The sequence below is a fragment of the Maricurvus nonylphenolicus genome, assembly GCF_042854845.1.
Lineage (GTDB): Bacteria > Pseudomonadota > Gammaproteobacteria > Pseudomonadales > Cellvibrionaceae > Maricurvus > Maricurvus nonylphenolicus.
The window spans coordinates 4,446,655-4,472,714 of sequence record NZ_AP031498.1; the positions used below are offsets into that span (position 1 = coordinate 4,446,655).

The following is a 26,060-nucleotide window of genomic DNA, read 5'->3' on the forward strand; positions in this document are numbered from 1 at the left end:
TCAAACCTTTGGCGTTCAACTCACCCTTTTTTACAGCGAAAGGGACTTATTCGATACGCCCTTCGGGAATGAGCAATAAGCCTTGCGGGGTATTATTACGGAAGATGCTGACTTGGTAGACCTGTTCCAGTCGCGATTGGGTCATCACCTCTTCAGGCGTGCCCTGGGCCACCAGGCCACCGTCATTAAGTAGCAGGATTTTGTCGCAGAAACGCGCCGCCAGAGTCAGGTCGTGAATCGCCATTACGGCACTGCCGCCACGGTTGCAGTGCTGACGAAAAATCTCCATCACCTGAATTTGGTGGTAAGGGTCCAGGGCAGCAATAGGCTCATCGGCCACAAAACACTGGGGCTCACCGGCCAGTACCCGGGCGATCAGTACCCGACGCAGTTCGCCGCCCGATAATTGGTCTACCGTGCGACCACAGAGTTCAGCCAATTCCGTTTGCTTAATCGCGCGGGTGATAGCATTAACGTCCTGCTCTTTCTCCCTCTCCAGCGGTCGGCGCCAGGGGGCACGCCCCAGGCCCACCAAGTGCTCAACCTGCAAGCTCCAGGCGGGCACTTCCGACTGGGGCAGAAAACCGATTTGTCGGGCACGCTGCTGATGCTCCAGATTCTGTATCGGCTCACCTCGCCACAGCACTTCACCCTGCTCGGGTTTATCCAGACAAACCAATGCCCGCAACAAACTACTTTTACCCACACCGTTGGGACCGACCAAACCAACCAACTCGCCATCACTGACGCTAAAGCTGATATCGGAGAGCACCCGGAGCTTGCCACGATTGATTGCAATAGAACGTGTCTCCAGCATGCTTACACCCAACGACTGCGATTTTTAAGAATCAAATAGAGGAAGAAGGGGCCGCCCAGGAGGGAGGTCACAACGCCCAGTTTCAGCTCTTGATACAAGGGCAGCAAACGCACCAGATTATCGGCAAGCAAAAGCAAGATGGCTCCGCCCAATGCGCTGGCAATCAGTAGCAGGCCAGGTTTTTGCTGTACCCAGGGGCGCAATAAGTGCGGCACAATCAAACCGACAAAACCAATACTGCCACTGACCGCGACACTGGCCCCCACGCTTAACGACACACCCAATAGTAAAATGGCTCTATCGCGGTTAACGGCAAAGCCCAACGTACGCGCCGTGTCCTCACCCAGGCTCAAAGCATCCAGTAAGCGATAGCGGCTGAGCATTAAAGTCCAGCCCAACAATAAACACGGTGCCGCCAGCAGTACATGATCACTGGTGCGATTGGCCAGTGAGCCCATCAACCAAAATACAATTTCCTGCATGGCAAAAAGGTTTGGGGCAAAGTTCAGGGCCACGCTGATCAAGGCTCCCGCCAGGCTGCTGATTGCCACACCGGCCAGTACCAGGGTTAATACACTGGCAGAAATACCCGCCAGCCAGTAAACCGCCAGCAAAGCCAATAAGGCACCACTAATGGCCGCTAACGGCAGGGCCCAGAAAAATCCCGTCAGGCCAAAATACAGAATCATTACCGAGCCTAGTGCCGCACCATTGGTCACCCCCATAATGCCGGGCTCTGCCAGGGGATTACGCAACAGGCCCTGCATCACCGCACCGCTCATGCCCAGCGATGCCCCTACCAGTAATGCCAACAGTGAACGCGGTAAACGGATTTCCCAGATCACCATGGCCTCGATAGAGTCACTGCCCTGCATGCCATCCAGTGCAGCCTGCCAGGGGGAAAGACTGACTGGGCCAATATACAAAGACAGGACAAAAGCGATAAACGCCCCTAACGCCAACAGCCCCCAAAGTATCCAAATAGGTTTCATGTTTAAGTCATTTCAATCCAGATTAAGGTTGCAATGCCATGGCCTGTGCCAGTTCGCCAGCGTGAATTGCCGGGCACACACTAAGGCCCTCGGGCATGGTTCTTGTGCTAACCCGTTCACGTAATACCGGGTGGGAAAGGATTTCCTGGGCCATAGAAAAATGACGGCTGGTACCGGTCAACAAAATTTGATCAGGCTTTAATAACAGCAAATCTTCCAGCGATAGCACTTTCCAACCCTCGATCCCCAATTCTACCGCAGCGTTTTTCTGTCCCACGGTTTCCAGGATGGTGTGTTCGAGGGTTCTACTGCCAATGGCTTTGCCATTGGGGGAATACAACAGGGTTCGCTTGCCGCCCGCACGCTGGACCTGCGCGCGAGCCTCAGCCATTTGTTGCTGTTGGTGCTGCACATAAGCCTGAGCCTCAGCCTCCGCATTCACCAAACGGCCAATATGCAAAATAAACTCCCGGCTTTCATCAAGCGTTCGCGGCAATGCTACCGTTTCTACAGTAATACCCAAATGCCGTAAGGTTGCTACGGCTTGATTGGCGCCGAATTGACCGGCGATAACCACATCCGGCTGTAACTGAACCAGCTCTTCAGCCTGGCCGCGATGGGTTTTCTGCTCGGGAATATGACCTTGGTAGCCGCTGTATTCCGGGTTCAGACTCAAATGGGTTAAACCACTGATGCGCTCTATGGGCAACAAGCGCAGCAACAACTTGTCCACACACAGGTTCATGGACACAACACGTTCCGCCCCCATCGCCAGGGACGAATATAACCAGAGGCACAGCAGCCAGTTGGCGGGGCGAAGATACTTCAAATAAACAATTCCGTCATAAACGATGGGGTTTAATTGATCTGGATTATAACCGGGATTGGAGTCTGATGGCCTATAGTTCTAAACTAGGTATATTAAAGGAGTATCCTAGGCTACACAGAGAACCCTATGAGTATTGAAGAACGCCGTCGCTTTAGCCGCGTAAGTTTTCATGCGACGACCCACATCAGCCAAGGCAACAACCAGTGTCAGGCAGAACTTTGTGACATTTCGCTAAAAGGTGTTTTGTTAACGCCGTCCAGTGAGTGCACGCTAGACCCTACAGACTTGATCACCGTGTCGATTCGACTGGCCGATGATGCAGAGATAGTTATGCAAACCCGCCAAGCTCGCCATGATGGCGAAACACTGGGGCTTATCTGTGAATCGATTGATGTGGAGAGTATCAGCCATTTACGCCGCCTGATCGAACTGAACCTGGGGGACCCCAATGCCTCTGAGCGCGAGCTTTCTGAGCTGATGGGAGACTAAACTCTGCGTTTCTCAACTACACTATATGCAAGTATGATGTAACGATGTAAAGGCCAGTGTGATGAGCCCAACCGCTGTAAAAGATGCAAGAAATAACGCAAGGAGAGCACAAAGATGAGCCCCCAAGGCCGGGAACGCCGTTATTTTCCCCGCGTAAATTATCGCGCTTACGCAACGCTCACCACGACGAGTAAGCGCTACCCTGTGCATATCATGGATCTGTCATTTAACGGTGCTCTGGCAGCCCTGATTCACAAACACCAGCTCGCGGATGGCGAAGAGATTATCCTTACCATTGAGCTGGAAGAGGGCCCACCCATCAAGATGCAGGGACACCTATCCCATCAACAGGAACACTTCCTGGGTATTGAATGCCGGGCCACCGGTATTGATAACCAAGCCCGACTGCGCGAACTACTTAACCAGAACATGGATAATGACCAAGGCCTTGAACGCAGCCTGGACAGCATGATGGAACGCCACAACTCCCCCTCATAACCCAGACCTTCCCATCCTGTTCAGAATTCTAACCAGTGGGGCTGGTTCTTTGATAACGGCGCCAGGCCTGTACGCGCTGCATAGCCGCTGGCGAATGACGATAGACTTGCCAGGTCGACGTCAAAAACTCCGCATCTCCCGACTCCAGATTAAAGCGATACACCGGCAACAGATCTGAGCGAGCCTCCACCGGCTTTAGGGTCTGATCAAAATTATCCAACACCCAATAGCGCTCCTGCTCTTCGTATAACAACACCATATGGGCGGCATAATCTTCAGTGCGTTTCACATACACCAGGGAGAGCTGCTGGGGAGCAATCCCCTGACGAGTTAGCTGGTGGTATTTGGCCAGGACAAAATCTTCACAGTCCCCCTCACCACGCTGATAAAACTCCTGCGGCGAAGCCCAGTAATCACGCTGGCCCCATACCTGTTGATCACTGGCATAGGCCAACTGATTGACCTGGCGATTGACAGACTCAACCAAACTCAGCTGCCCTACTGGCTGAGCAGCCCACAGGGCCTGACAAAACAGCAGCACAAAACTCCCCTGCAAGCTCAACAAGAGCTTGAATAGCCATCGCATCTACAGGTATCCCCCAGGTGGTAAACGTCGACCCGAGCTGTTGTTATGGTTAATTCAGGCTACGCCTGTGCTCAGGTGCTCACGTTAAAAACGAATCGATCAAAAGTCAGGCTATCACGAATGGATAACCTGTGAATGGAGCCAAGTCTCAGTTTATAAAGCTGCCAGTGCCTCAGACAGAGATTTGACCTTTACCAGCTCCAGCCCGGGAATTGTCTCTGTAGGCGCATTGGCGACAGGCACAATAGCTTTCTTAAAGCCGTGCTTGGCCGCCTCACGCAAGCGCTCCTGGCCGCTGGGCACCGGGCGTATCTCACCGGAAAGCCCCACCTCGCCGAAGACCATTAACTCACGGGGTAGTGGTTGGTCGCGCAAGCTGGAAACGATAGCCAGCAACAGTGCCAGATCGGCACTGGTTTCCACCACCTTCACGCCGCCTACTACATTCACAAACACATCCTGATCACCTACCATCAGCCCGCCATGGCGGTGCAGCACCGCCAGCAGCATATTCAGCCGGTTCTGATCCAGCCCCACAGCGACTCGGCGCGGATTCCCCAGATGACTGTCATCCACCAGAGCCTGAATCTCTACCAACAGCGGTCGGGTGCCTTCCCACACCACCATCACCACAGATCCCGAAGAGACTTCGTCGGCACGCTGCAGGAAAATAGCCGAAGGATTGGATACCTCTTTCAGCCCCTGCTCGGTCATGGCAAACACCCCCAGCTCGTTCACCGCACCAAAGCGGTTTTTACTGCCACGCAGAGTGCGGAAGCGGGAATCGTGGGAGCCTTCGAGCAAGATAGAGCAGTCGATCATATGCTCCAGCACCTTGGGCCCGGCAAGACTGCCGTCTTTGGTGACATGGCCCACCAGAATCAATACGGTGCCGGTTTGTTTGGCAAAACGGGTCAGATAGGCCGCACTTTCACGCACCTGGGATACCGAGCCAGGCGCCGAGGAAATATCGGCCATATGCATAACCTGAATGGAATCTACCACCATCACCTTGGGCTGGAATTGCTGAGCGGCGGTAACAATATTCTCGACACTGGTCTCCGACAGCATCTTCAGCTGATCGTTAGGCAAGCCCAAACGCTGGCCGCGCATGGCAACCTGCTGCAGGGATTCCTCACCGGTCACATAGAGAGCGTTCATATCACGGGCTAGAAAGCACATGGTCTGCAACAGTAGTGTGGACTTACCTGCACCAGGGTGACCACCAATTAGCACCACGGAACCTGGCACCAGACCGCCACCTAACACCCGATCGAACTCCTTAGCACCGGAGGAAAAGCGCGGCAGCGCCTGCAGATCAATCTCAGAGAGGCTTTGTAACTTGGCCGCACCTTTGGCATCACCAGCATAACCCTGGAAACGCTCGGTACGGTTGGAGGGCGTGGGCCCCAGGCGGACTTCGCTCAAGCTGTTCCAGGCACCACACTCGCTACACTGGCCCTGCCACTTGGCCGAATCGGCCCCACACTCATTACAGACATAGGCCGTCTTTTGCTTGGCCATAGCTCCCCACCCCAAAAAGTAAAAGTTAGGGGGATTCTACCTTAACGATCATACTGACGCAGGTTATTGGTTTTGATCATCGAGCGCAGCTCTTCGATATAGGCCTCACCCCTGGCCGAATACTGAGCCAGCCCTCCCACAATCACATCACCACGTAAACTCACACCTTGAGTCCTGAGCTCGGCGCGCAAACGGCGCACATCGGCGTAGGCAGGATGACTGTTGATATTACGGAAGTAAGCACTTACCGCATCCTGTGGAGTCGCAAACTTGGCCACTTCATGGCGAGCACCTTCCGCACGCCGCTTGGGCACCAGACCGCAACCGCGGGTAAAACACCACTGGCCAAAAAAGTTATTGGCCTGACGGGCAAAACGCGACGTCCCCCAGGCAGACTCCATCGCCGCCTGGGCCATCACCATCGAAGCTGGCAAACCATCGATTTTTAGCAACAGCTGATCAATGCGTTCCAACGTCCCTATGCCTTGACCATTCTGGCGATACTGCAACGACAGGCTATCGACAAAGGCTTTTTGTTTTACGTTTAACTTGTTGGCCACTAAAAAGCTGGTTCGCGTGCGCTTTAGCTCCTCTCGCACCTTGGCAAGCTTATCGTTCTCAGCATTAATCAACGGCAGCAAAAAACCCAGAAAGGCTTTCTTCCTAGCCGGAATATGAGTAATAGCGGCAAAGTCCTGCACCCCGGTGGGTGCCACCACGGGTTTGGGTGGAGGTGTGTAGTAAGGGTGTTCTGCCAAATAAAAGGTCAGCCCCAACAAGCCCAAACCATAGGCTAAAAACAGTAAACCGAAAAAGGGGTAACCCGAATTATCCCGGGTAGCAGAATCGCGTGGTGACATAAAATTGTGTGAGTTATGAAAAGGGGGCGTACTCTACTTGAGTCTAGTAGATCAGACTGCTTGAGGGATCACAGTAATACGAAAATATTACAGTCCCATCTCCTCACGCAGCTTGGCCATGCGCTTGGCATTCTCTTCTTTACTGAGCGGCGTCTCGGTAGACTCCGGCAATGCCAACACCTCTGGCGCTGGTAACTGCTCACCAGCCAACACCCGCTCACAGATAGACTCATAGCAGGTTTTGAAGATAGGAAAAGTATCGCGTTCAGAGTTGTTAGCCAGAAAGAACCAATCGGCCTCACGCCCGGCGTGATAAACCGCCGGATGGCTCCAATGGTGCTCGGCCTTCGGACTCGGCGCCTGGCAGGCTTCGATATAGGCCGCGTGGACATCGGGCAGGCCATGGCTACCGGGAGCCCCCTGGCAACACTGAATCATCTTGTGCACGGTAGGGAGATATTCACAGGTCTCGATAGCAGTTTTAGCCCCCTTGAGAATCACATCCGGGGTAAAACGCGACAGAGATTCCAACCACAGCTTTTTCGCCGTATTCAGCAACTCCGTCTTGCCAAACGCAGCGTGAAACTGATTGTGGTAATTGACACGAAATAGTGCAAACACCTGATTGATGGCATCAATATGCTCAGAAGTGACCTGCTGCTTGCTTTGCTGACCGGACTGCGAATCAGAGCGCCCAGCTTCTGTCTGTGAGGTCTTCGGCGAGCGTGCGATCTTTTGTTCGACCTGATTGAGTAGCTGCTTGCTGTCCTGCATAGTGATTACCTTGAGATGAACCTAACGCATGGCGCTGGGCCCAATAGCGTTTTACGTGTTGCAAAAATTTGGTGTTCCAGGAGTTATGCACCTGGTTGCTATCGCGCCAAAATATCACAAATTCCGGCACCAGACTCTGCGCATAGGCCACATCGATATTGGCCAAACGCAAGACATCGTAGACATCATCACCGGGTTGCCAGGTTTCCGGGATCCGACGCGGCTCGGTATCATGCTCCAACGCCGAACTGTAACGCGCCCACTGACGCCGTACATGCTGAATAAACTTACTGTTCCAGGTCCGCGAGACATCGCCACGCTCGCGCCAAAACAACACAAACTCTGGAATCGCATCTTCCACAAACTGTGGGTTGATGGCCGCATGAGTGGTCAGCACTTCCATTGCATCCGGGCTCGGACGCCAACTGGCCGTCATCGCAGTGTCTTGCTCGCGGCTGGCGGTAAAATTCTCATGCTCACGCCATTTGCGTAATACCTGCTGCTGAAACTTCGCTCCCCAGGAACGATGACTCTCGCCGCTTTCACGCCAGAAAGTTACAAACTCCGGTAACTGATCGCGAACAAACTGCTCGGGAATATTGTGCTGGGCAATATGGGCCAGAGTTTCGGCTGAAGGCTGCCAATTCGGCGGCATCACCGTGGCGCCACGAGCAATGGGTTGCTGCGCCAACCTATGGGTGCCATTGCTCTGCATGACCTGTCCCTGAACAGCGTGCCCCTGAACCGCTTGCCCCTGTACCACTTGCTTCTGAACAACCTGCCCCTGGTGGCCATTTACCCCAGCCTGTGGTGGGTTAACGATCGGAATTCCACGTGACGTTTGCGGCTGCGCAACCGGTGCGGCCGCAGGCTGCTGCTCATTAAAACCAAATACCAGCTGGCGGCTCTGACAAAACGGCGCCGACTGCAACAGGATAATGCCCTTGGCGCGCAGGCTTTGACTGATACGCTGTACATCGTGATCCGTCCAAAACGGCATCTTCGCCGCCACACCCGCTTCATCCAGCACATACCAGTTAATGCCCTGGCGCCACTGGGGTTCACGGTGCTCTGTCAGCTCACTGAGCAGCGTCAACAGGGTCGCCTCTTCGAGGCCAATGGTGGCCGCCAAGGAAGGAGATATTTGCAGAGGACGTTCAGGAATCAGGGAGCTGGTCATGGTGCACACTCTACCATTTTTTAGCCTACTCACGGAATAGAAGCAACACACTATCAACATTGCACAAGGCGAGGAGACAGCCGGTGCAGCTGCTCGCAGCAATCAGCCCATGCTTAAGCGGCCGGGAAAAGTCAGAGTAGTCGCTGAGGCTGTTTGAGTACAACGAGTTTCCGAAGCGCTGAGTTTTCCCGGCCGCTTATGGGCGCGAAGAGCAGCTGTACCGGCTGTCTCCGGATTTATATCCCCATCACTCCTACAAAAAATCAGAGATAGTTACTAACCTGCAACCCATAGTCCCCAGGCTCAACAGCCTTCACAACTTCCCCAAACCGCGTCAAATCAATCTCATCCGACAAATCAACAACCCGAGAAGGCACCGCAATCCGCTCATTGGTATCGTAAACCACCTGTACAATAGGCTGAGACTGCTGAATGGCATTGATCTCCTGCACCACCGCCAAGTGGCCGTTTTTTAACAGCACCATCGCCCCCGGCGGATAGATACTGATACAGCGAATCAACTGATAAACCAAATCGCGATCCAAGTGATCATTACTCCACTCCAGCATTTTGCGCAGCGCAATCGTCGGCGCCATCCCCTGATGGTAAACCCGGTCAGCGGTGATGGCATCATAGACATCTACTACCGCCCCCATACGACCATAGACAGATATCTCATCTGCCGGTAACTGGAAGGGATAACCCGTGCCATCCAAACGCTCATGATGCTGGGCGCAAATCAGCTTGGCGGTATCACTGATACCTGGGGTTTCTGCCAAAGCCTCCATGCCGTAATTGACATGGCGCTTCATCTCCTCCCACTCCTCCGCCTCAAGACGGCCAGGCTTATGAAGAATACTGTCAGCTACCCGAATCTTGCCAATGTCGTGCAGCAGGGCGCCGGTTACCAGTGGCTGCAAAGCATCACCGGTATAACCCATAGAGCGAGCCAACATGCCCATCAACACCGACACAGAAAAAGAATGCTCCAGCAGATACTGATCTTTTTGTCGTAAACGCAGCAGGCTGGCCAGGGCATTGTGGTTACCGGTTAGGGACTCCACCACCTCATGGGCCAAATCTTCCACCCCAGCAACATCCAGCTTGTTGCCCATTTTAACGTCGTGCATCAAGTCCCCCACCATGGACAGCGCCTTGGTGCGGATCTTGTCAGCTTGCTTTTTTGCGGTGGCAAAATCGACGGTAGGTGCTGGCAGGCGAGCCTCTTGCTGCAGCTTGTGCAGCTCACGCTCATGCAAACGGGAGATATGCTCGATAGGCACCCCTTCCGGGCTATCTGAGCCTTTATCCGTATCGATATAGAGATAATGGACACCAAGGCCTTGAATACGGCTGACGGTATCGGCGCGGGTTACCATACCCTGGGCTTTTAAATGACTATCAGCGGCCCATGCATCACTGATTTCAGTGATATACATCCCCACTTCAAGCGCTTGTGCTGGAATCCGCTTAACTCCCGACATAATGGTCCTTGGTGAAATAACTCCCTTTCCAGAGGTTTCGTTATTGGCATAGACAGGCGGTATATGCAGTATAGTCGGTTATTCAGAATACCAACGCCCATCTTCCAGACGCCGCCAAAATGGTTGCGACACCCAGAAAAATCGGCCTTTTTCACCGGTTGCAGCGGTACAGTTGTAGCGGCTTCGCCCCACTGACAAAGACTCAGGAGCCTGGACCTGTAGCTGATGGCCATCACGCAACACAGGAATGCTCCCCTGCCCGGATGCAAAACAATTCACCTGGGCGGCAATACGCGCATTATCCAGCCATAGATGCAAGATCGGCCGCGACTCAGTCAAAGGTAATAAGGGATCACTTAAACGCTGCCCCGACTCCGTGGTCACCCAGGCCCGCCGCAGGGAAAAGGGCTGAGTGGCGACTTTAATGGCAAAATCATTTATATCGCCGTAGGTGCCACCAAAGGCAAAACGCGGTAATGCGGTTAGATCTGACCAGGGCGCCAAAGGCCCTGATACCTGAGCCAATCCCACGTAACCCATCTGCTGTAGCAAATCCTGAATCTCGCGGTTGTACTCACCATAGGGATAGGCCAGCCAACGGTAGTTCTGCCCCAGCTCATCATCAATACGCTCTTCAGCCGTCTCAATGCCTGCCTGTAAGCGCTGTAACCAACTTTCTCGGTTCTCTCCCTCTTGCCGACGCTGCATATGCCAATGTCTCTCGCTGTGATTGGCAATGCTAACACCTGATTCTGTGAGTTCTCGTAGCTGATCCCAGCTCATAAACCCCTGCCAACGCTCATCGATGGGCTGGGTATTGATAAACACCGTAAACGGCCAGCCCCGCCGTTTTAACTCGGGCAGCGCCTTGTGATAAATCGAGTCATAACCATCATCAAAGGTAATGGCTACAGTCTTGTCCGGTAGCGGCTGTTTTTGCTTAAGGGCATTGATCAGACGCTCCAACTCCACCACTTGATAATTGTGCTTCGCCAAATACTCAAGATGCTGGCGAAACAGCTCTGGTGAGGTACGGGTTGCCGCGGGCCCCGTGTCGCGAATATGGTGATACTGCAAAATGACAGCCGCACTCAGCGAACCACTGATCAATATCCCCGGCAACAGCCCCAGCAGTAATACTGCCACTAGTTTTTTCAGGTTTATGACAGAACTTGTAATTTGTCTTGCCTCGTTCATATTTACAACACAGATCATCAACTAGACTCTAATAGCATGACGTTTAATGGCCTCTTAACAGGAATCGAGAACCCTAATGGATGCCTCTCCCCCCAACTCCAACTCTGAGCTTACGCCTTCGGCGCAGGCTAGCCAACACGCGATTGCCTCGCCGACACCAACGGCCCGCCGTATTGCCAAAACCATACTCAACGGTTTTGACGCCTACTTTGCCGATTTTCAAAATATGACCCTCGGCGCCAAAGCCCGGTTTGAAAAAGCCCGCTGGCAAGCGGTGCAAAAACATCACCGCGAACGAATTGAATTGTATAAAAACAAGGTTAATCAAGTCTGCAAGCTAGTCGAGGAAGTGACCAGCAAAGATGTCAGTGATCTGGAACTCTGGCGACAGGCCCGCACAGCGTATGCACAGCTGGTCAGCAACCATAGCAATTATGAAATTGCAGAAACCTTCTTCAATTCGATTTTTTGTTCCCGCTTTTCGCACAAACATATCCACGACCGCAATATGTTTGTAAAACCCTCCAGACCCCAGACAACCAAAGACGCGCAGGAAAAACCTTTAAAAGAATACAGCATTTATCTCAGCTACCATATCAACACCAGCCTGCGTGACACCATCACCGGCATCCTCAAAGACTTTGAATTCTCAACCCCGTGGGAAAACCTCGACCGGGATGTGCAACATATTCTCGACCGACTGCAAGACTCATTGCCCATCAATCCCGATGCCCCGGCGCCCAATGCACAACTGGATATTTTGGAATGTATCTTTTATCGCAACAAGGGCGCCTACCTGGTTGGCAGAGCAAAAATTGATGGTACCCAGATGCCGTTCCTGCTGCCTTTTTTAAACCGCAAACAGGGTATCTATATCGATAACGCCATCTTCGATGCCGACGGTGCCAGCCGGGTGTTCAGTTTTACCCGCTCCTATTTTATGGTCGACGCCCCTATCCCCTCGCGCCTGGTGCGCTTTTTAAGCCAACTGATGCCCAACAAGGATATTGCAGAAATATACACGTCCATTGGCTTTAACAAACACGGTAAAACAGCGTTTTATCGAGATATTCTGCAGCATATGAAACAGAGCGACGATCGGTTTGAAATTGCCCCGGGGATTAAAGGCATGGTCATGAGCGTGTTTACCCTGCCCTCCTATGATTGCGTATTTAAAGTTATCAAGGACCGCTTCGCGCCGCCTAAAACCGTCACCGAAGCGATTGTGAAAGACAAATACAAGCTGGTATCCCGCAGTGACCGCGCCGGGCGCATGGCTGACACCCAGGAATACACCAACTTTATTTTTTACCGCAACCGCTTTAGTGACGAACTCCTGCAAGAACTAAAACAGGTCGCAGCATCCAAACTTGAGATCAATGACAAATGGGTCATCCTGAAACACGTCTATACCGAACGGCGCATGATTCCCCTAAATATGTTTTTGACCCACGCCAGTGACCAGGAAATCGTTGAAGTGATGGATGAATACGGTAACGCCATTAAACAACTGGCGGCGGCAAATATATTTACCGGTGATATGCTGCTAAAAAACTTTGGCGTAACCCGCCATGGTCGCGTAGTTTTTTATGACTACGATGAAATCATGCCTATAACCGAGGTTAATTTTCGCAAAATACCCGAACCTCGTAACGCAGCCGAAGAAATGGCCGACCGCCCCTGGTATACCGTTGCCGAAAACGATGTCTTCCCGGAAGAATTCCGCTTATTCTTTAGCGGCAACCCGAAAGCCAAGCAGGCGTTTGAGAAGCTTCACGCGGATATTTACGATTACCGCTTTTGGCTAGGCATTCAAGACAAACTCAAAGCAGGCCATATAGAAGACACCTTCCCCTACAGGCGCAAGAGTCGTTTTGTAAATTGAGTTAGTACCGATCCCACAGCGCCTGCCAGCGACCACTATCAATCATTGCCTGCACGCGGTCGGTCAAGCGATCAACCATCGGCTGAGGAATATCATCACTCATCATTAAAGTCGCGTAGCCTTTTAATTGACCATGCATAAAGGGAGAGAGATGGAAAGGATCATCAGCCAAGCCCATTTCCTGCAGCACATATTTGACGCGTTTATCGAAACCCAGAAAGATTTCCGCCCGACCATACTTAAGCATACGCAGCGCTTGAGCAAAGTTGTCAGCATAAACCACTAACGCACCATGCTCCTGTAATTTTTCCACCACCATTTGATAACTAAAACCACGAATCAAAATCACACGGCAATCTTTAAATTCACTAAACGTGCTGGCGGGCTTTACGAAGTCGCCGTAGTACACCTGCGAGAGGGTATACTCAAACAGATTCTGCGGCAGAAAATGAAAACCCTCCCAACCAGGCATAGCTTCCCAACCACGAAAGCCATAGGTAATCCACGGCTTAAATTGACCCGCCAAGATATCACGTTTCATTCGCTTTATGGGTTCTACCACTGGCGTAATCTTGACATTCTCTTCGCGCAGCAGCTCGTAAATAAAGTCGGTAATAAATCCTCGCGCAATCTGTTCATCAAACGTATCAGAATAAGAAGAGTCAGTACCATTGGAATCTGAAAATGCCGGCGCTATCTGAAAAGGACCATTTCCTGCCCCATAGATCAGATAATTCATCGGCATCGATTCTGAATCAGGTTCGCTCGCCCACCCTAGAGAAGAGTGGGTCAATCCAACGCAGATCAAACTGAAGATAAATAGCGAACGAGCGCTGTTGAAAAACAGCATAAATAAGGGACCAGAGAATCAGATGACGGCTGATTATAGGAATTTTAGGCCAATGCCACCAGGTTCGACCCTGACAACTTCCATTGTGACAATCGGGGCTTCACCGCCCGGCAGTCCCAACACCTGGCCTTCTACCACAGTACCGATAGGGGGAACATCAGAGCCTTCCATCACCACAAATACACCAGAATCGGAAATATCCCGGGTTTTGGTGATCACCTCACCGACCTGGGGATTGGTGATCCGAATACGCGTTACCATGGGGGTACGCGGACTGTGGCGTTTGTTGTCGGTCATTCTTATTCCTTACATATGCTCGGCATACGCACGGCTAGCACCGTAGCAGAGGGGAAGAATTCCCCTCTATCCTGTTAATTTAGTCCTTGATTGCCACCGAATCCACTTTTTGGAAACCACGCGGCAGTTTATTACCGCGACGGCCACGCTCACCACGGTAGTGGTCGAGATCCGAGGCTTTCAGCGTGGTATGGCGTTTGCCGGAATAAACCACCAACTGCTGCCCGGCACTGATCACCTGCACAGAGATCATAAACTCCTCACGGGCCTGCACACGGGCCGAAGGAATATTCATGATCTTATTGCCTTTACCGCGAGCAAGCTCCGGCAATTCGGTCAGCGGGAACACCAGCAAACGGCCTTCATTACTGATCGCCGCCAACAGATCATTGGCAGGATCGGTCACCGCAATTGGTGGCATCACCTGACCACCTTTAGGCAAGGTCAACAGGGCTTTACCGGATTTATTCTTGGTATACAAATCGCCAAGCTTAGCGACAAAACCATAACCCGCATCACTGGCCACCAGCACACGCTCTTCATTATCGCCCATTAAGGCACCTTCGAAGACCGCACCGCTGGGCGCATTCAGACGACCGGTAACCGGTTCACCCTGCCCCCGAGCCGACGGCAGGGTATGCGCAGCCATGGCGTAACTTCGCCCGGTGGAGTCCAGCAGAATGACATTCTGGTTAGACTTACCCCGTACGGCAAATTTAAATCCATCACCGGATTTGTAGTTCAGTGCCGCCGGGTCGATATCGTGACCTTTGGCAGAACGAATCCAGCCTTTTTCTGACAACACAACGGTGACTGGATCATTGGACAATAGATCCAGTTCGTTAAAGGCTTGGGCTTCGCCACGCTCAATAATCGGCGAGCGACGCTCATCACCAAACTCATCGGCAACCGCTTGCAGTTCTTTCTTGACCAGGGTTTTCAGACGACGAGCGCTGTCGAGAGTTTTCTCCAGATTCTCACGCTCTTTTTCCAGCGCTTCCTGCTCTTCGCGAATTTTCATTTCTTCCAAGCGCGCCAACTGGCGTAACTTGGTTTCAAGAATATATTCAGCTTGCGCTTCGGTCAGATCGAAACGCTCAATCAGTACCGGCTTGGGATGATCTTCCGTGCGGATAATATGAATCACTTCATCCACATTGAGGAACACAATCATCAAGGCAGCCAAACGCTCCAGGCGCTGGTTAACCTTTTCCAAACGGTGCTGCAAACGACGACGTACCGTCACCTGACGGAAACTCAGCCACTCGCCCAGAATCTTATCCAGCGACTTAACCTGTGGGCGGCCGTCAATGCCGATCATATTCAGGTTAACCCGGTAGGTTTTTTCCAGATCAGTGGTGGCGAACAAGTGATTCATCATCGCTTCGACATCGACGCGATTGGACTTAGGCACAACCACCAGACGGGTTGGATTCTCGTGATCAGATTCATCACGCAGGTCAGCCACCATAGGCAGTTTCTTGGCCTGCATCTGACTGGCGATCTGCTCCAGAATTTTTGCACCGGATACCTGATGTGGCAGAGCGGTGACAACAACATCACCATCTTCCTTATCCCACACCGCGCGCATACGCAAACTGCCGCGACCGGTTTGATACATTTTGTGGATATCGGCCTTAGGCGTAATAATTTCCGCCTCGGTAGGCATATCCGGCCCTTGAATAAACCCACACAGGTCTTCAAGGGTTGCCTTAGGATTCTCCAACAGGTGAATAGTCGCATTCACCACTTCACGCAGGTTGTGCGGAGGAATATCGGTGGCCATACCTACCGCAATACCGGTAGTGCCGTTCAGCAGCACATTGGGGACACGTGCCGGCAACACCGAAGGCTCTTCCAGCGTACCGTCAAAGTTAGGAACCCAGTCCACCGTGCCCTGCCCCAACTCAGACAGCAGCACCTCACTGTATTTAGTCAGACGCGATTCGGTATAACGCATCGCGGCAAAGGACTTAGGATCATCCGGGGATCCCCAGTTACCCTGACCATCAATCAAGGTATAACGGTAGGAGAAGGGCTGCGCCATCAACACCATGGCTTCATAGGAAGCACTATCACCGTGCGGGTGGAACTTACCAATCACATCACCCACGGTACGGGCCGATTTCTTGTATTTGGCACTGGCCTTCAGGCCCAGCTCGCTCATGGCGTAGACAATCCGGCGCTGTACCGGCTTAAGACCATCACCCAGATGAGGCAAGGCGCGGTCAAGAATCACGTACATGGAGTAATCCAGGTACGCCTTTTCAGCATATTGTTGCAGGGAAACGCGTTCTTCGGCGTCCTGAGGGGTCAACACCTCGGTCATAAAACGTCCTAACTTGAATATGGCCTGGCAAAGGCCAAAAACTGATCAACAGCCTGATTTATAATAATGGGAGTAGCTTATACCAAATCAACCGGCTGGCAGCAATCGGCTGCCTCAGCAACTGGCTTTACCGTACAAAAAACAAACAGCAGGAGAAGTCTATAAAGAAGCTACAACCCGACTTGAATAATGTTCGTAGGTTGGGCTTAAGCTTGGGGTCAGCTATTTCCTTCCAGGACCCTCGGAGGCAGGACGCCGACGAGGGAGCGGCCAGGGATGGCGAACAGCGTTCCTGGAAGGAAATAGCTGACCCCAAGCGCCACGAGCCAGTTAAGAACATATGAGTTTGAAAGGAAGATCGTGGCGGCCAGAGTACCGTTGCTTCTTTAGAGACACGCTTTGCGCCATCCATGGCCGCTCTGCGTCGGCGTCCTGCCTCCGAAGGTCTCTAAAGAAGCAACGGTACTCTGACCTTAAACCTAAACTTCAGTTCTCTGAAAGAGATGGTATTGTTTAAGCGTTTGCTGGTGGTTCGTAGCGATCAATAATTTCTCTCACTAATCCACTACGTACAATATCCTCACGTTCGAAGCGATGAATACAGACACTTTTCACACCACTTAAACGTTTCACCGCATCTTCCAAACCGTTAGGGCCACGGATATCACTCTGGGCGATATCACCGTTGATCACCACACGACAGTCTTCACCGATACGGGTTAAGAACATTTTCATTTGTGCGACAGAAGTATTTTGCGCTTCATCCAACACAACAAAGGTTTTGCTGTTAAAGGTTTTACCGCGCATAAACGCTAAAGGTGCCGCCACGATTCTACCGTGACGCAAACAGTACTCGACTGTTCCTGCGCCTAAACGCTCATTGAGGATGTCACGAAAGGCATCGATATAAACCGAAAACTTTTCATCAACCGCACCCGGTAAAAATCCCAGTTGCTCGCCAGCCTCAACCGCAGGTCGCGTCAAAATAATTTGTTCAATTTGACCCGATTCCAATGCTTGCGCTGCCAGAGCACCGGCACAATAACTTTTCCCTGTACCAGCAGGCCCAAGACCAAACGTTAAACAATGATTTTTGATGGCAGAGATATAACGTTTTTGAGCAGGGGTGCGAGGTTCGAGGGGAGTGTTAGCGCGCTGGGGAGAATAGGCGGTTCCCAGATTGGGAGATAGCGGATTGAGCTCTACGATGTCGGCGCTTTCTCGTCGTCGTTTCCCTGACGACTTTTTATGGCCTTTTTGTTTTCGATCTTCCGAGTGGGAAGGGTAATGCGCGTTGCGTTTGGAGCACGATCTTTTCGCCATAAGTGACAATCCTTTCTGGTCAAATCATCTGGTACGAGAGGATGCTGAGCATCGGTGCATTACCAGAACAATAAAACGAATTAATTAAGTCATTAATGGATCGAACGTTTTCCGGTAGCTCCTCCTTTAACAGCTACAAATGAGGTGGGAGACAAACCCAATAAAAAATCGACTGGTTTGTACGTTCTCAAAAAAGTTAGAACCAAGTCTAAAACTTTAGAGCCGAACAACCCTTGCAACTGAAAATTCAGTCACCACGATTTTACTACCGGGTTTAGTCATTAATAGCTTTTACTAATTAAGGTAGCAAAAGTTAATTAATGCCTGTGAAATTCCTTTCACGTGTCTGATTCTATCCATATTTAAAGACAGACTGCAATAGTTATAAACCGCTTTGACGACACTTTTATGACGTATCTTTAAGGGTTTTATGCCGTTGCAATATAAATGTCTCACTTTTTGATTTTATGCTTATACTTAAAAGTAGCGTAAATACATTGGCACAGAGCGTGATGCTCGGGGCAGTCAATTTTTTTCGCCCCACCATAGAGCACTTCAGCGCCGACTGTGCCTCATCCTGCAACGGAGGTACGGTATATGGGTATTGCTGTTACGCTAGAAAACTATCTCAAAACAAAATCTGTAGCCTACGATGTGGTTGAGCATCGTTACAGTGAAGGATCGTTTAATACCGCCGTAGCCGCTAGAGTCCCATGCCAGCAGCTATTAAAAGGCGTTGTGTTTCGCGATGAAGATCTGCATTACACCATGGCAATCCTGCCCGCCAGCCATCGGGTCAGGCGTCATACCCTCAATCAAATCTTTGATCGACGTATGGAACTGGCTGACGAAGAAGAACTGGAAGATCTGTTTCACGACTGTGAAAAAGGCGCTATTCCCTGTCTCGGGCAGGCTTACGGCATGAATGTTATCTGGGATGATGACATTGAACAGTCACCGGAGTTTTTCCTCGAAGCGGGAGACCACCAACACCTTATTCATATGGCCAAGCCCGACCTCGATAAACTGATCGCCTCGAGCATGCATGACAAGATAGCCATCTGCACGCGGCACGATCAGCCCTTGTAGTCACATTAACTCGTGATATCAAAAAATCTCAGGCATAAAAAAAGCAGCTCCAGGAGCTGCTTTTTTGCATCCAAATAAAGCGTGTTTACTTAGACGGTTCTGGGCGCGCCAGTGATACGTTGTAGATGCCTGCTTCACGGGCTGCATCGGCAATGGCCACAAAGCTCTTGGCACTTGCTTTGGCATCAGCTTTAACGATTACCGGAGCTTCTGGGTTCTCGGCATGCATACGCTCAATATTGGCTCGAATAGCACGGATGTCTACACGACGCTGCTCCATCCAAATTTCATCGTTGGAACGTACTTCCACCAGGATGGACTTGCTGTCTGGATCAGGAGGGGTGTTTTCCTGATTCTCTGGGACATTAACGTCAATGGTGCTCTCTTTAACGAAAGATGCCGTTACGATAAAGAAGATCAACATGATGAACACCACGTCTAGCATGGGTGTCAGATCAATTTCACTATTGTCTTCAGCGTCGCCGTGGCCTTTTTTACGTCTCACGATACTACCTCTTTAACTTTATTATTTATCAATCCTGCAACCCGCTGTCCCCCCCAATCAGGTAGTAGACGGGTATCTTTGCGTCTAGCAATCTCACTAAACATGGGCCTTTTAGCCCGCCAGGGTCGTCTCACTCAACACGCCCCGGTCTTGTAGGGGGCACATATTAGCAGCTTCTTTGACAGCTGCCTAACAGAAAGTGTCCAACCACCCACTTTTGGGGGATCTTTAGGGACTTTTGCTGCGATCTGCTATGATCTCCAGCATTAAGCCCCTAAACGGACAGATATCATGCAGTTAGAACAGTTCTTAACCAAGCTGAAAACCACCCCAGAAAGCGTCGAGTTTGAAGACACCATGGCCACCATTGAGGCCAACTACAACTACCAGGCTTCAGCCTTCACCAATGGCAGCGCCGAGAACAGTGCCGAGCAGAACCAAGGCTCGTGTAAATTGCTGGCTTTTGCCAAGCTGCAAGGACTCTCAGCCGAACAAACCCTGGCCTGCTTTGGCCGCTATTACCGTGAAGATGTGCTGGGTAACCCAGACGGTGATGATCACCAGAATATCCGCCAGTTTATGGCCAATGGCTGGGACGGCGTCAGCTTCGCCGGGACTGCTCTGACCGCCAAGTAAGACTGCAAACGCCGTTAGCGACGGCGTTTGATCTTTTCTGCATCCTTGGAACGTGCATCCAGTCGCGCCAGGATCGCTGCCATTTCATCGGCTTCTGCCGCCGCTTTCGCCTTCTGCTGTGCTTCGCGCTCAGCCTTCTCCAGAGCAATAGCCTCTTTAATACGCTTCTCTTTGGCACTGGATCCCGTACGCCCGGCCGCCAGCTTGCTGGGGGTGGCTGCTGGTGTAGGTTTAGTTACGCTGGATGGACTGGAAGCCGCATTGGATTTACTGGCGGTTTTGACGGTAGAGGTTTTCTTGGCTGTAGCTTTCTTGCCACTGCCTTTGTTGGCTGCCCGACGTTGCTCAATGCGGGCAATCACGGCATTCATCTCAGCCTGACTATCGCGGGATTGGGTTTGGCGCAGTTGGTCACGTGCCTCACGTTCAGCAGCTATGGCTTCGCGGATGCGCTTTTCTTTCGAGGCTGAACCTGTGCGACCGGCAGCCATTTTAGGCTCAGCAGCGGAACTCGCTGGGGCACTGACAGGCTTTCTGACTGCTGAGGCATTGGACTGAGTCGCAGAAGGTTTGGCAGACGCAGCTTGAACGGTCTGGGCAGACGAGGAACCCTGCGGCGAAGCCATACCCGCTTCGGCTTCACGGGCAGCTTCTTCAATGGAGGCCATAATGGCTTCCATGCTCATGGATTTCTTACCCACCACCGAGCTCGAACTACGGCGAGCACTCTTAATCGCCTCTGCCCCTAGCTCATCACGAGCTTCGCGGGTCAGCTCACGCAGTTCAGCGCCGCTGTCTGCGTAAGCGTATTCTTCCACTTCAAAACTGTCGGCACCGTGGCGGCGAATCTGGGCAAAGAATTTACCACTTGCGCCTTCATCTGCCTGACTGATCAACTGTGCCCATTCAACTTCTAAGCCTTCACGGGTATTGCCCACAAAAACGTCACCGGTTACTTCATTGGTGGCGGAAAAAACGATCACCCAGCGCTACCTCTACTTACTCTGCTTTCTACTCGGTTTAGGGCGCGGAATTATAGTGACGAAAAAGAAAATAGTAAGGATTGACAGACAAAAAAAGTGGTCTTTTTTTGTCTGTCTAAAAAGAAAATTTACGAATGGATCAAACCTTATACAACTCGGTTTGTGAGACTACCCACACCAGACACAGAAACCACCACTTCATCACCGGATTTCAGGTATTTGCTCGGACGAAATCCCATGCCGACACCTGCCGGCGTTCCTGTAGCAATAATATCGCCAGGCAATAGAGTCATGCCTTTTGATAGTGTGGCAATAATAGTCGGTAAATCAAAAATCAGCTGATCGAGATTGGCACACTGGCGTTGTTCACCGTTAATGTGGCAACTGACCTGAATATCTTTTGGCTCGGGCATAACACTGCGGTGCACTACCACTGGTCCCATAGGCGCAAAACCATCCAGGCTTTTGGCGCGAAACCACTGCACATGGTCTTTTTGTAAATCGCGCGCAGACACATCATTGATCGCAGTATAACCAAAGACATGATCCAGCGCCTGCTCTTCAGGGATATCGCGCCCTTCTTTGCCAATAATCAGGGCCAGTTCCGCTTCATAATCGAGCTTGCGGGTTAACTCGGCGTGGGCAGGGATATCGTCTCCCGGACCGATAACCGATGTGGTTGCCTTGGTAAAGATAATGGGATGCTCTGGGGCATCGCTGGATGCCTGCATTTTCTCAGCCACTTCTTTGGCATGGTCGAGATAGTTTTTCCCCAGGCATAAAATATTGCGACGCGGCTGCGGAATAGGCGCAATGACTTTTACTTCGCTGTAGGCTCGGCAACTAACGCCTTTATCCAAAGCAACCTGGGCCAGCCCCCACAGAGCCGCAACCTGCTCATCAGTCCAGCCGACTATCTCAGCCAGGGTCATTGGTAGCGGTTCCAATTCAAACAGTTTCGCCGCTGCAGTCAGGTCAACCACCTGCTGCTGCCCTTCATCTTCAATCAAGGCACCGAGCTGGCCTTGCTCCAGGGTTAAGAACTTCATAGAGCGATCCTTTAAAACACTTTGCAAAAATCTGAACGCATTGTTGAGCTATTGTGGCTATTTCTCAAGCTTTTGATCGTTTTCGGCCAGGGCAAATTCAAGCTGGGCGAAGATATTATCCTCTTCCTTAACCTGGCCTTCACTCTCAGCCTGTGGCTCCGCAAAACGCACCCCCACCCCGAGTAACCGCACTGGTTTATCGTCACCGCGGACAAAGGCTTGCTGCATAAGACGGCGATAATCCCCCAATCGTGCCTGGGTATCCACGCGCTCCAGGGTGGTCGAGGTAAAGTCGGCAAATTTGATCTTCACAAACGCCTTGGCCACTTCAAAGCCCTCTTCCGGATACTTCTTTATGTGGTTATCCAAACGCTCCAACATCTCATCGAAGAGGTCCGGTAGCCGGGCCAAACAGGCATCGAGGTCAGAGAGATCTTCAGCGTAAGTGTGCTCGACGCTGAGGGATTTTCGCCGCCGGTAGGTTTTAACCTGACGCAGGTCTATACCACGGCACAGGTCATAAAGGCGCGGACCAAAACTGCCAAACACCTCTCCCAGCTCCGCCTGGCTCAAAGCGCGAAGGTCACCACAGGTAATGATTCCCACCTGGCGCATTTTCGAGGCCGTCACCTTGCCCACCCCGGAGATTTTAGCCACCGGCAAAGCGGCAACAAAACCATCCACTTCAGCGGGACTGATCACCGTCATGCCATTGGGCTTTTGCCAATCACTGGCCACCTTGGCCAAAAACTTGTTGGGGGCGACTCCTGCCGAAACGGTAATCGCCAGTGCCCGCTCAATGCGCTGACGAATTTCCTTGGCCATCAGCGTGGCACTGCCCTGGCAACGATCACTGTCGGTCACATCCAGGTAGGCTTCATCCAGAGACAGAGGCTCTACCAGGTCGGTATAGTCATGAAAGATCTCGCGCATCACCATGGAGGCATCGCGGTACTTTTCAAAATGGTGGGGCACAATCAACAGATGCGGGCACTGAATTAACGCCTGGCTGGATGCCATAGCCGAGTGCACGCCGTATTTACGCGCTTCGTAATTACAGGTTGAAATCACGCCGCGTCGGGTAGCATCACCGCCTACCGCTATAGGTCGATTGCGAAATTCCGGGTTATCACGCATCTCAATCGCAGCGTAAAAACAGTCGGCATCTATGTGAATAATCTTACGGTTCATAGGGTCTATAATGCCGCAAAACTGTCTGTATATACAGTGTATTTTTCTAACCTGTACAAAGCGGACTTCGCTATAATAGCGGCTCTGACATTTTATAAATTGTGGATAGAGTAACTTATGAGTATCGGTGCCTGGGATCCCAATGAAGGCCAAGCCGCCCCAACCTTTGAACCCACTGACGAGCAGCTAGCACTGTTTATCAGCCTTAGCCGCGACAACCAGTTGGAGACACTGGCTGGGCAACTGAATGCCTCCCAGCAAACCGATTGGCGTCCTGTAATGCAGTTGGAACGTGAGCTGTGGATAAAAACCGCGGACAGCTACAGTGAAGATGAAGTGATTCACCTGATCCGCTTCTTTACCGAAGCCGAGATGCAACTACCAGGCTGGGAAGCAGCCGAGCATTCACCGGTGATTGGCCTGGTGAAAGCCCTGCGCAAGCGCGGCACACCTCCAGCCAAAGAACTGCTGTTGTGGATTAAAGAGAAAAGCAATAACCGCTTTTTACCTAACGGCCCCTTACTTTAACCGCATCTACAGCTGTCTTAACCTGGCAGCAATCTTCGACCAGCGGTTGCGTGGGGTCGGCGGTAACCTGTAGTTGCTGGCCCTGTCCCAAAACAGACATTTGCCCTGACTATCCAGCAACGCTATGGCAGGGCTTAGGGTGTCCTTGCCACGACCGGCAAAGCTCCACGACCAGGGAGCACCGCCGCGTAAATTAATCCCCAGAGCATCAGCCCATGCAGGCTCCGCCCCAGCGATGGATGATTGGGGGTAAAGATAAACGATCTGCAGCCCTTTTAGCTCTGCCGCTTCTTCAGCAAAGGCGGCGGTATCACGCACAACCATCTGGCTAAACGGACAGGTTTCACCGCGCATAAACAGCACCAATGTCGGCTGCTTTTCACTGGCCAACGGAGCCAATACGGATGTGTCAGCTTCAGTTGCCCTCACTCCAGGTTTTACTGAACTCCAGAAAAAACGATATACCAACAGACAGGCAATGCCCAAGCCACCCAGCGCCAATGGCCAGCTGCGATCACCACCCACCAATAAAATCGCCAACCCCAACAGGCCCATGGCCATGGCCAGGGTTTCCCGCTCATCTTCAATAAATACAGGTGCGCGATAACGCCGCCACACATTAACCAGCTGTAAAGGTAACCAGGCCAGTAAAACCCCCGACCACAACCACTGGCCCTGTGCGATCATCACCAGGCTAAACAGCGTCATAGCCCAGGCGGCTATGACATAGAGACTATAAAAAAAGGAATTCCAGGCGTGCATAGAGTTTCAGAAACGTTATTGGGCTGAGGCAGGTACGCGGCGGCCAATGTTAATGGTTACCGTCTCTTTGTCATCAAAGACCAGACAACGGGCCTGATATTTTAGCCCTCGCCCCTGCACATCCTTGGCATCGAAATGGCCATCAAACACCCATACCTGAGGCTCTTCCACGATTTCTTCAGCTTCGCCCTGTTTAGCTTTGGGTTTTGGTTTTGGCTTGGGCTTAGATTTAGCGGGATCAACGTCGGCTAACAATAAACGCTGCGGTTCCATAAACTGATCACTGACCCAGGTAAAATCACGCATAAAACGGGTTTTCTTCTGCAGGGCGTTTTCGCAATCCACGCGCTTGGCTTTTAAACGCTTCTTGGCCTCTGCCAGTTTGGCCAATCGCGCTTCCTCTTCCTTCTTGGCTCGGTATTCCGGTGAGCGCATAGGGTTGGAATAGGTACGCTTGTGGCTGACAGCATCGACAATAATGGAGTAGCTCTTGTTGTGCGAGTCGCGACAGACAAATCGAAACACAGGGTTGTCACGGGTAGAGTAGCTTTCATGAAGCGTAGATTTGATCACCGACACACAATCAGCTTCATCCCGTTCCAGCGCTTCGGCTTGCTCACGCATCTCCGGCAACCATTCACGGTAACTGGCAGGTAGCCAGAAGTTGGCATTATTTACTGCCAAAGCAGATTCACTGACAAGCAATGCAAGAATGATAAAAGCGCTACGCATAGGGTTTCCCGTCTTAGGCCATGGCCAATTCACTGTAGACAAATGCATAGAGCAACAGCAGTTGGTCCTCATTTGTCTCAGTAAACTCTATGCCGTAAACCGCGGGGAGATTCTCTTCAATCTCCCGTGTACTGCGCTCCACACGGGAGCGAATCACGCCCTGAATATCCAACTCGCGCTGAATGGGGCCAACATTAACGGTCCCCTTAAGCTGCAGCTCATCGCCCACATCCCCTACCGGGTCGGAGACTTCCAGTCGCGCGCCGGAGGTACTGATATCGGCGATAACACCATCACTGGTTTTCTCCGGCAGGCTGGACATATTGACGGCCTGGATAGGCACTTTGACATCTACCCGTGTGGCACCGCGAATTTCCTTAAAGTTCACCTGCTTCGGGTAAGACAACTGCATCATCGGCATCGGTTGGGTCACAACGGACTGAATCAATGCTGGAAACAGGCAAATACCATTACCTACCATAATGCGCACAACAATTTTCTGGCCGCTACGCAAGCGTGCTTTACCTCGGGGAGGCGCTATCAATAACCCCTGCCCAGGCACGCAACCCACCAATTTACTGGTGGCACGTTGAACCTGCCCTTCCACCTGCACCTGCAGCTGAAGGGGGTAACCGTAACCTAGTTTTAAGTCTTCAAATTTCATCGAACGC

27 protein-coding genes are annotated in these 26,060 nt (G+C 51.8%); 6 read left to right on the top strand and 21 right to left on the bottom strand.

Annotated features, from left to right (window positions below; translation table 11 throughout):
• Positions 1-46: 46 nt before the first annotated feature.
• The 3 genes from ACGHZ6_RS19270 to ACGHZ6_RS19280 are packed head-to-tail and all read right to left on the bottom strand — an operon-like array spanning position 47 to position 2,638.
• Positions 47-817, bottom strand: a complete 771-nt coding sequence (locus tag ACGHZ6_RS19270) for an ABC transporter ATP-binding protein (protein ID WP_390615656.1) — start codon at positions 815-817, stop codon at positions 47-49.
• 2 nt (positions 818-819) lie between these two features.
• Entirely contained in the window at positions 820-1,809 is a 990-nt protein-coding gene (locus tag ACGHZ6_RS19275) for a FecCD family ABC transporter permease (RefSeq protein ID WP_390615657.1), read from the bottom strand.
• A 22-nt stretch (positions 1,810-1,831) separates the two neighbouring features.
• Positions 1,832-2,638, bottom strand: coding sequence for an ABC transporter substrate-binding protein (locus ACGHZ6_RS19280; RefSeq protein ID WP_390615658.1), 807 nt, complete (start codon positions 2,636-2,638; stop codon positions 1,832-1,834).
• Between the two features lie 126 nt (positions 2,639-2,764).
• Between ACGHZ6_RS19280 and ACGHZ6_RS19285 the strand changes: the two genes are divergently transcribed.
• Both ACGHZ6_RS19285 and ACGHZ6_RS19290 read left to right on the top strand, forming a co-directional pair.
• Positions 2,765-3,127: a PilZ domain-containing protein gene (locus tag ACGHZ6_RS19285; protein WP_390615659.1), complete on the top strand. Its 363-nt coding sequence runs from the start codon at positions 2,765-2,767 to the stop codon at positions 3,125-3,127.
• Between the two features lie 114 nt (positions 3,128-3,241).
• A complete protein-coding gene (locus tag ACGHZ6_RS19290) occupies positions 3,242-3,625 on the top strand; it encodes a PilZ domain-containing protein (RefSeq protein ID WP_390615660.1) in 384 nt (127 codons plus the stop codon).
• Between the two features lie 28 nt (positions 3,626-3,653).
• Here the strand turns inward: ACGHZ6_RS19290 and ACGHZ6_RS19295 are convergent, their stop codons facing one another.
• The 7 genes from ACGHZ6_RS19295 to ACGHZ6_RS19325 all read right to left on the bottom strand — a co-directional run bounded on the left by ACGHZ6_RS19295 (position 3,654) and on the right by ACGHZ6_RS19325 (position 11,179).
• Positions 3,654-4,211, bottom strand: coding sequence for a transglutaminase-like cysteine peptidase (locus tag ACGHZ6_RS19295; protein ID WP_390615661.1), 558 nt, complete (start codon positions 4,209-4,211; stop codon positions 3,654-3,656).
• 153 nt (positions 4,212-4,364) lie between these two features.
• A complete protein-coding gene (gene radA / locus ACGHZ6_RS19300; RefSeq protein ID WP_390615663.1) occupies positions 4,365-5,735 on the bottom strand; it encodes a DNA repair protein RadA in 1,371 nt (456 codons plus the stop codon).
• A 41-nt stretch (positions 5,736-5,776) separates the two neighbouring features.
• Complete coding sequence (locus ACGHZ6_RS19305) at positions 5,777-6,595, bottom strand: glucosaminidase domain-containing protein (protein WP_390615664.1); 819 nt, start codon at positions 6,593-6,595, stop codon at positions 5,777-5,779.
• Between the two features lie 87 nt (positions 6,596-6,682).
• Positions 6,683-7,369 carry a replication protein P gene (locus ACGHZ6_RS19310; protein ID WP_390615665.1) on the bottom strand — a complete coding sequence of 229 codons (687 nt, stop codon included), beginning with the start codon at positions 7,367-7,369 and terminating at the stop codon, positions 6,683-6,685.
• Positions 7,281-8,549 carry a DnaT-like ssDNA-binding domain-containing protein gene (locus ACGHZ6_RS19315; protein ID WP_390615666.1) on the bottom strand — a complete coding sequence of 423 codons (1,269 nt, stop codon included), beginning with the start codon at positions 8,547-8,549 and terminating at the stop codon, positions 7,281-7,283. The genes ACGHZ6_RS19310 and ACGHZ6_RS19315 overlap by 89 nt, the downstream gene beginning before the upstream one ends.
• 263 nt (positions 8,550-8,812) lie before the next feature.
• Complete coding sequence (locus ACGHZ6_RS19320; RefSeq protein ID WP_390615667.1) at positions 8,813-10,033, bottom strand: HD-GYP domain-containing protein; 1,221 nt, start codon at positions 10,031-10,033, stop codon at positions 8,813-8,815.
• A gap of 78 nt (positions 10,034-10,111) precedes the next feature.
• The gene (locus ACGHZ6_RS19325; RefSeq protein ID WP_390615668.1) at positions 10,112-11,179 is read right to left on the bottom strand and encodes a polysaccharide deacetylase family protein; all 1,068 of its coding nucleotides are present in this window, start codon (positions 11,177-11,179) and stop codon (positions 10,112-10,114) included.
• A gap of 127 nt (positions 11,180-11,306) precedes the next feature.
• Here ACGHZ6_RS19325 and aceK point away from each other — a divergent pair, with 127 nt between their 5' ends.
• Complete coding sequence (gene aceK / locus ACGHZ6_RS19330; protein WP_390615669.1) at positions 11,307-13,115, top strand: bifunctional isocitrate dehydrogenase kinase/phosphatase; 1,809 nt, start codon at positions 11,307-11,309, stop codon at positions 13,113-13,115.
• A 1-nt stretch (position 13,116) separates the two neighbouring features.
• Here the strand turns inward: aceK and ACGHZ6_RS19335 are convergent, their stop codons facing one another.
• The 4 genes from ACGHZ6_RS19335 to ACGHZ6_RS19350 all read right to left on the bottom strand — a co-directional run bounded on the left by ACGHZ6_RS19335 (position 13,117) and on the right by ACGHZ6_RS19350 (position 17,914).
• The gene (locus ACGHZ6_RS19335; protein ID WP_390615670.1) at positions 13,117-13,965 is read right to left on the bottom strand and encodes a hypothetical protein; all 849 of its coding nucleotides are present in this window, start codon (positions 13,963-13,965) and stop codon (positions 13,117-13,119) included.
• Positions 13,966-13,998: 33 nt separating this feature from the next.
• The gene (locus ACGHZ6_RS19340; protein ID WP_390615671.1) at positions 13,999-14,262 is read right to left on the bottom strand and encodes a PilZ domain-containing protein; all 264 of its coding nucleotides are present in this window, start codon (positions 14,260-14,262) and stop codon (positions 13,999-14,001) included.
• 79 nt (positions 14,263-14,341) lie between these two features.
• Entirely contained in the window at positions 14,342-16,591 is a 2,250-nt protein-coding gene (parC, locus tag ACGHZ6_RS19345; protein WP_390615672.1) for a DNA topoisomerase IV subunit A, read from the bottom strand.
• Positions 16,592-17,104: 513 nt separating this feature from the next.
• Positions 17,105-17,914, bottom strand: coding sequence for a PhoH family protein (locus ACGHZ6_RS19350; protein WP_390615673.1), 810 nt, complete (start codon positions 17,912-17,914; stop codon positions 17,105-17,107).
• 597 nt (positions 17,915-18,511) lie between these two features.
• Between ACGHZ6_RS19350 and ACGHZ6_RS19355 the strand changes: the two genes are divergently transcribed.
• The gene (locus tag ACGHZ6_RS19355) at positions 18,512-19,003 is read left to right on the top strand and encodes an aminoacyl-tRNA deacylase (protein WP_390615674.1); all 492 of its coding nucleotides are present in this window, start codon (positions 18,512-18,514) and stop codon (positions 19,001-19,003) included.
• Between the two features lie 85 nt (positions 19,004-19,088).
• Here the strand turns inward: ACGHZ6_RS19355 and ACGHZ6_RS19360 are convergent, their stop codons facing one another.
• A complete protein-coding gene (locus ACGHZ6_RS19360) occupies positions 19,089-19,508 on the bottom strand; it encodes an ExbD/TolR family protein (RefSeq protein WP_390615675.1) in 420 nt (139 codons plus the stop codon).
• A 291-nt stretch (positions 19,509-19,799) separates the two neighbouring features.
• Between ACGHZ6_RS19360 and ACGHZ6_RS19365 the strand changes: the two genes are divergently transcribed.
• Positions 19,800-20,144 carry a HopJ type III effector protein gene (locus ACGHZ6_RS19365; RefSeq protein WP_390615676.1) on the top strand — a complete coding sequence of 115 codons (345 nt, stop codon included), beginning with the start codon at positions 19,800-19,802 and terminating at the stop codon, positions 20,142-20,144.
• A gap of 14 nt (positions 20,145-20,158) precedes the next feature.
• On the opposite strand, the gene ACGHZ6_RS19370 is transcribed toward ACGHZ6_RS19365, so the two are convergent.
• The 3 genes from ACGHZ6_RS19370 to dinB form a co-directional block, all read right to left on the bottom strand.
• Complete coding sequence (locus ACGHZ6_RS19370) at positions 20,159-21,127, bottom strand: hypothetical protein (protein WP_390615677.1); 969 nt, start codon at positions 21,125-21,127, stop codon at positions 20,159-20,161.
• A gap of 146 nt (positions 21,128-21,273) precedes the next feature.
• Complete coding sequence (locus ACGHZ6_RS19375; protein WP_390615679.1) at positions 21,274-22,176, bottom strand: fumarylacetoacetate hydrolase family protein; 903 nt, start codon at positions 22,174-22,176, stop codon at positions 21,274-21,276.
• Positions 22,177-22,233: 57 nt separating this feature from the next.
• A complete protein-coding gene (gene dinB, locus ACGHZ6_RS19380; RefSeq protein WP_390615680.1) occupies positions 22,234-23,367 on the bottom strand; it encodes a DNA polymerase IV in 1,134 nt (377 codons plus the stop codon).
• Positions 23,368-23,484: 117 nt separating this feature from the next.
• Between dinB and ACGHZ6_RS19385 the strand changes: the two genes are divergently transcribed.
• Positions 23,485-23,895, top strand: a complete 411-nt coding sequence (locus ACGHZ6_RS19385) for a hypothetical protein (RefSeq protein ID WP_390615681.1) — start codon at positions 23,485-23,487, stop codon at positions 23,893-23,895.
• A gap of 6 nt (positions 23,896-23,901) precedes the next feature.
• Here ACGHZ6_RS19385 and ACGHZ6_RS19390 read toward each other — a convergent pair whose 3' ends face one another.
• The 3 genes from ACGHZ6_RS19390 to ACGHZ6_RS19400 all read right to left on the bottom strand — a co-directional run bounded on the left by ACGHZ6_RS19390 (position 23,902) and on the right by ACGHZ6_RS19400 (position 26,053).
• Positions 23,902-24,603 (bottom strand): hypothetical protein, encoded by a 702-nt coding sequence (locus ACGHZ6_RS19390; protein WP_390615682.1) that lies wholly within the window; start codon positions 24,601-24,603, stop codon positions 23,902-23,904.
• A gap of 69 nt (positions 24,604-24,672) precedes the next feature.
• The gene (locus ACGHZ6_RS19395; protein ID WP_390615683.1) at positions 24,673-25,389 is read right to left on the bottom strand and encodes a hypothetical protein; all 717 of its coding nucleotides are present in this window, start codon (positions 25,387-25,389) and stop codon (positions 24,673-24,675) included.
• A gap of 13 nt (positions 25,390-25,402) precedes the next feature.
• A complete protein-coding gene (locus ACGHZ6_RS19400) occupies positions 25,403-26,053 on the bottom strand; it encodes a flagellar brake protein (protein WP_390615684.1) in 651 nt (216 codons plus the stop codon).
• Between the last annotated feature and the right edge of the window lie 7 nt (positions 26,054-26,060).

Coding starts and splice junctions, on each gene's coding strand:
- ACGHZ6_RS19270 (WP_390615656.1), bottom strand. CDS start 817: ATGCTGGAGACACGTTCTATTGCAATCAATCGTGGCAAGCTCCGGGTG.
- ACGHZ6_RS19275 (WP_390615657.1), bottom strand. CDS start 1,809: ATGAAACCTATTTGGATACTTTGGGGGCTGTTGGCGTTAGGGGCGTTT.
- ACGHZ6_RS19285 (WP_390615659.1), top strand. CDS start 2,765: ATGAGTATTGAAGAACGCCGTCGCTTTAGCCGCGTAAGTTTTCATGCG.
- ACGHZ6_RS19290 (WP_390615660.1), top strand. CDS start 3,242: ATGAGCCCCCAAGGCCGGGAACGCCGTTATTTTCCCCGCGTAAATTAT.
- ACGHZ6_RS19295 (WP_390615661.1), bottom strand. CDS start 4,211: ATGCGATGGCTATTCAAGCTCTTGTTGAGCTTGCAGGGGAGTTTTGTG.
- radA (WP_390615663.1), bottom strand. CDS start 5,735: ATGGCCAAGCAAAAGACGGCCTATGTCTGTAATGAGTGTGGGGCCGAT.
- ACGHZ6_RS19305 (WP_390615664.1), bottom strand. CDS start 6,595: ATGTCACCACGCGATTCTGCTACCCGGGATAATTCGGGTTACCCCTTT.
- ACGHZ6_RS19310 (WP_390615665.1), bottom strand. CDS start 7,369: ATGCAGGACAGCAAGCAGCTACTCAATCAGGTCGAACAAAAGATCGCA.
- ACGHZ6_RS19315 (WP_390615666.1), bottom strand. CDS start 8,549: ATGACCAGCTCCCTGATTCCTGAACGTCCTCTGCAAATATCTCCTTCC.
- ACGHZ6_RS19320 (WP_390615667.1), bottom strand. CDS start 10,033: ATGTCGGGAGTTAAGCGGATTCCAGCACAAGCGCTTGAAGTGGGGATG.
- aceK (WP_390615669.1), top strand. CDS start 11,307: ATGGATGCCTCTCCCCCCAACTCCAACTCTGAGCTTACGCCTTCGGCG.
- ACGHZ6_RS19335 (WP_390615670.1), bottom strand. CDS start 13,965: ATGCTGTTTTTCAACAGCGCTCGTTCGCTATTTATCTTCAGTTTGATC.
- ACGHZ6_RS19340 (WP_390615671.1), bottom strand. CDS start 14,262: ATGACCGACAACAAACGCCACAGTCCGCGTACCCCCATGGTAACGCGT.
- parC (WP_390615672.1), bottom strand. CDS start 16,591: ATGACCGAGGTGTTGACCCCTCAGGACGCCGAAGAACGCGTTTCCCTG.
- ACGHZ6_RS19350 (WP_390615673.1), bottom strand. CDS start 17,914: ATGGCGAAAAGATCGTGCTCCAAACGCAACGCGCATTACCCTTCCCAC.
- ACGHZ6_RS19355 (WP_390615674.1), top strand. CDS start 18,512: ATGGGTATTGCTGTTACGCTAGAAAACTATCTCAAAACAAAATCTGTA.
- ACGHZ6_RS19365 (WP_390615676.1), top strand. CDS start 19,800: ATGCAGTTAGAACAGTTCTTAACCAAGCTGAAAACCACCCCAGAAAGC.
- ACGHZ6_RS19375 (WP_390615679.1), bottom strand. CDS start 22,176: ATGAAGTTCTTAACCCTGGAGCAAGGCCAGCTCGGTGCCTTGATTGAA.
- dinB (WP_390615680.1), bottom strand. CDS start 23,367: ATGAACCGTAAGATTATTCACATAGATGCCGACTGTTTTTACGCTGCG.
- ACGHZ6_RS19385 (WP_390615681.1), top strand. CDS start 23,485: ATGAGTATCGGTGCCTGGGATCCCAATGAAGGCCAAGCCGCCCCAACC.
- ACGHZ6_RS19390 (WP_390615682.1), bottom strand. CDS start 24,603: ATGACGCTGTTTAGCCTGGTGATGATCGCACAGGGCCAGTGGTTGTGG.
- ACGHZ6_RS19395 (WP_390615683.1), bottom strand. CDS start 25,389: ATGCGTAGCGCTTTTATCATTCTTGCATTGCTTGTCAGTGAATCTGCT.
- ACGHZ6_RS19400 (WP_390615684.1), bottom strand. CDS start 26,053: ATGAAATTTGAAGACTTAAAACTAGGTTACGGTTACCCCCTTCAGCTG.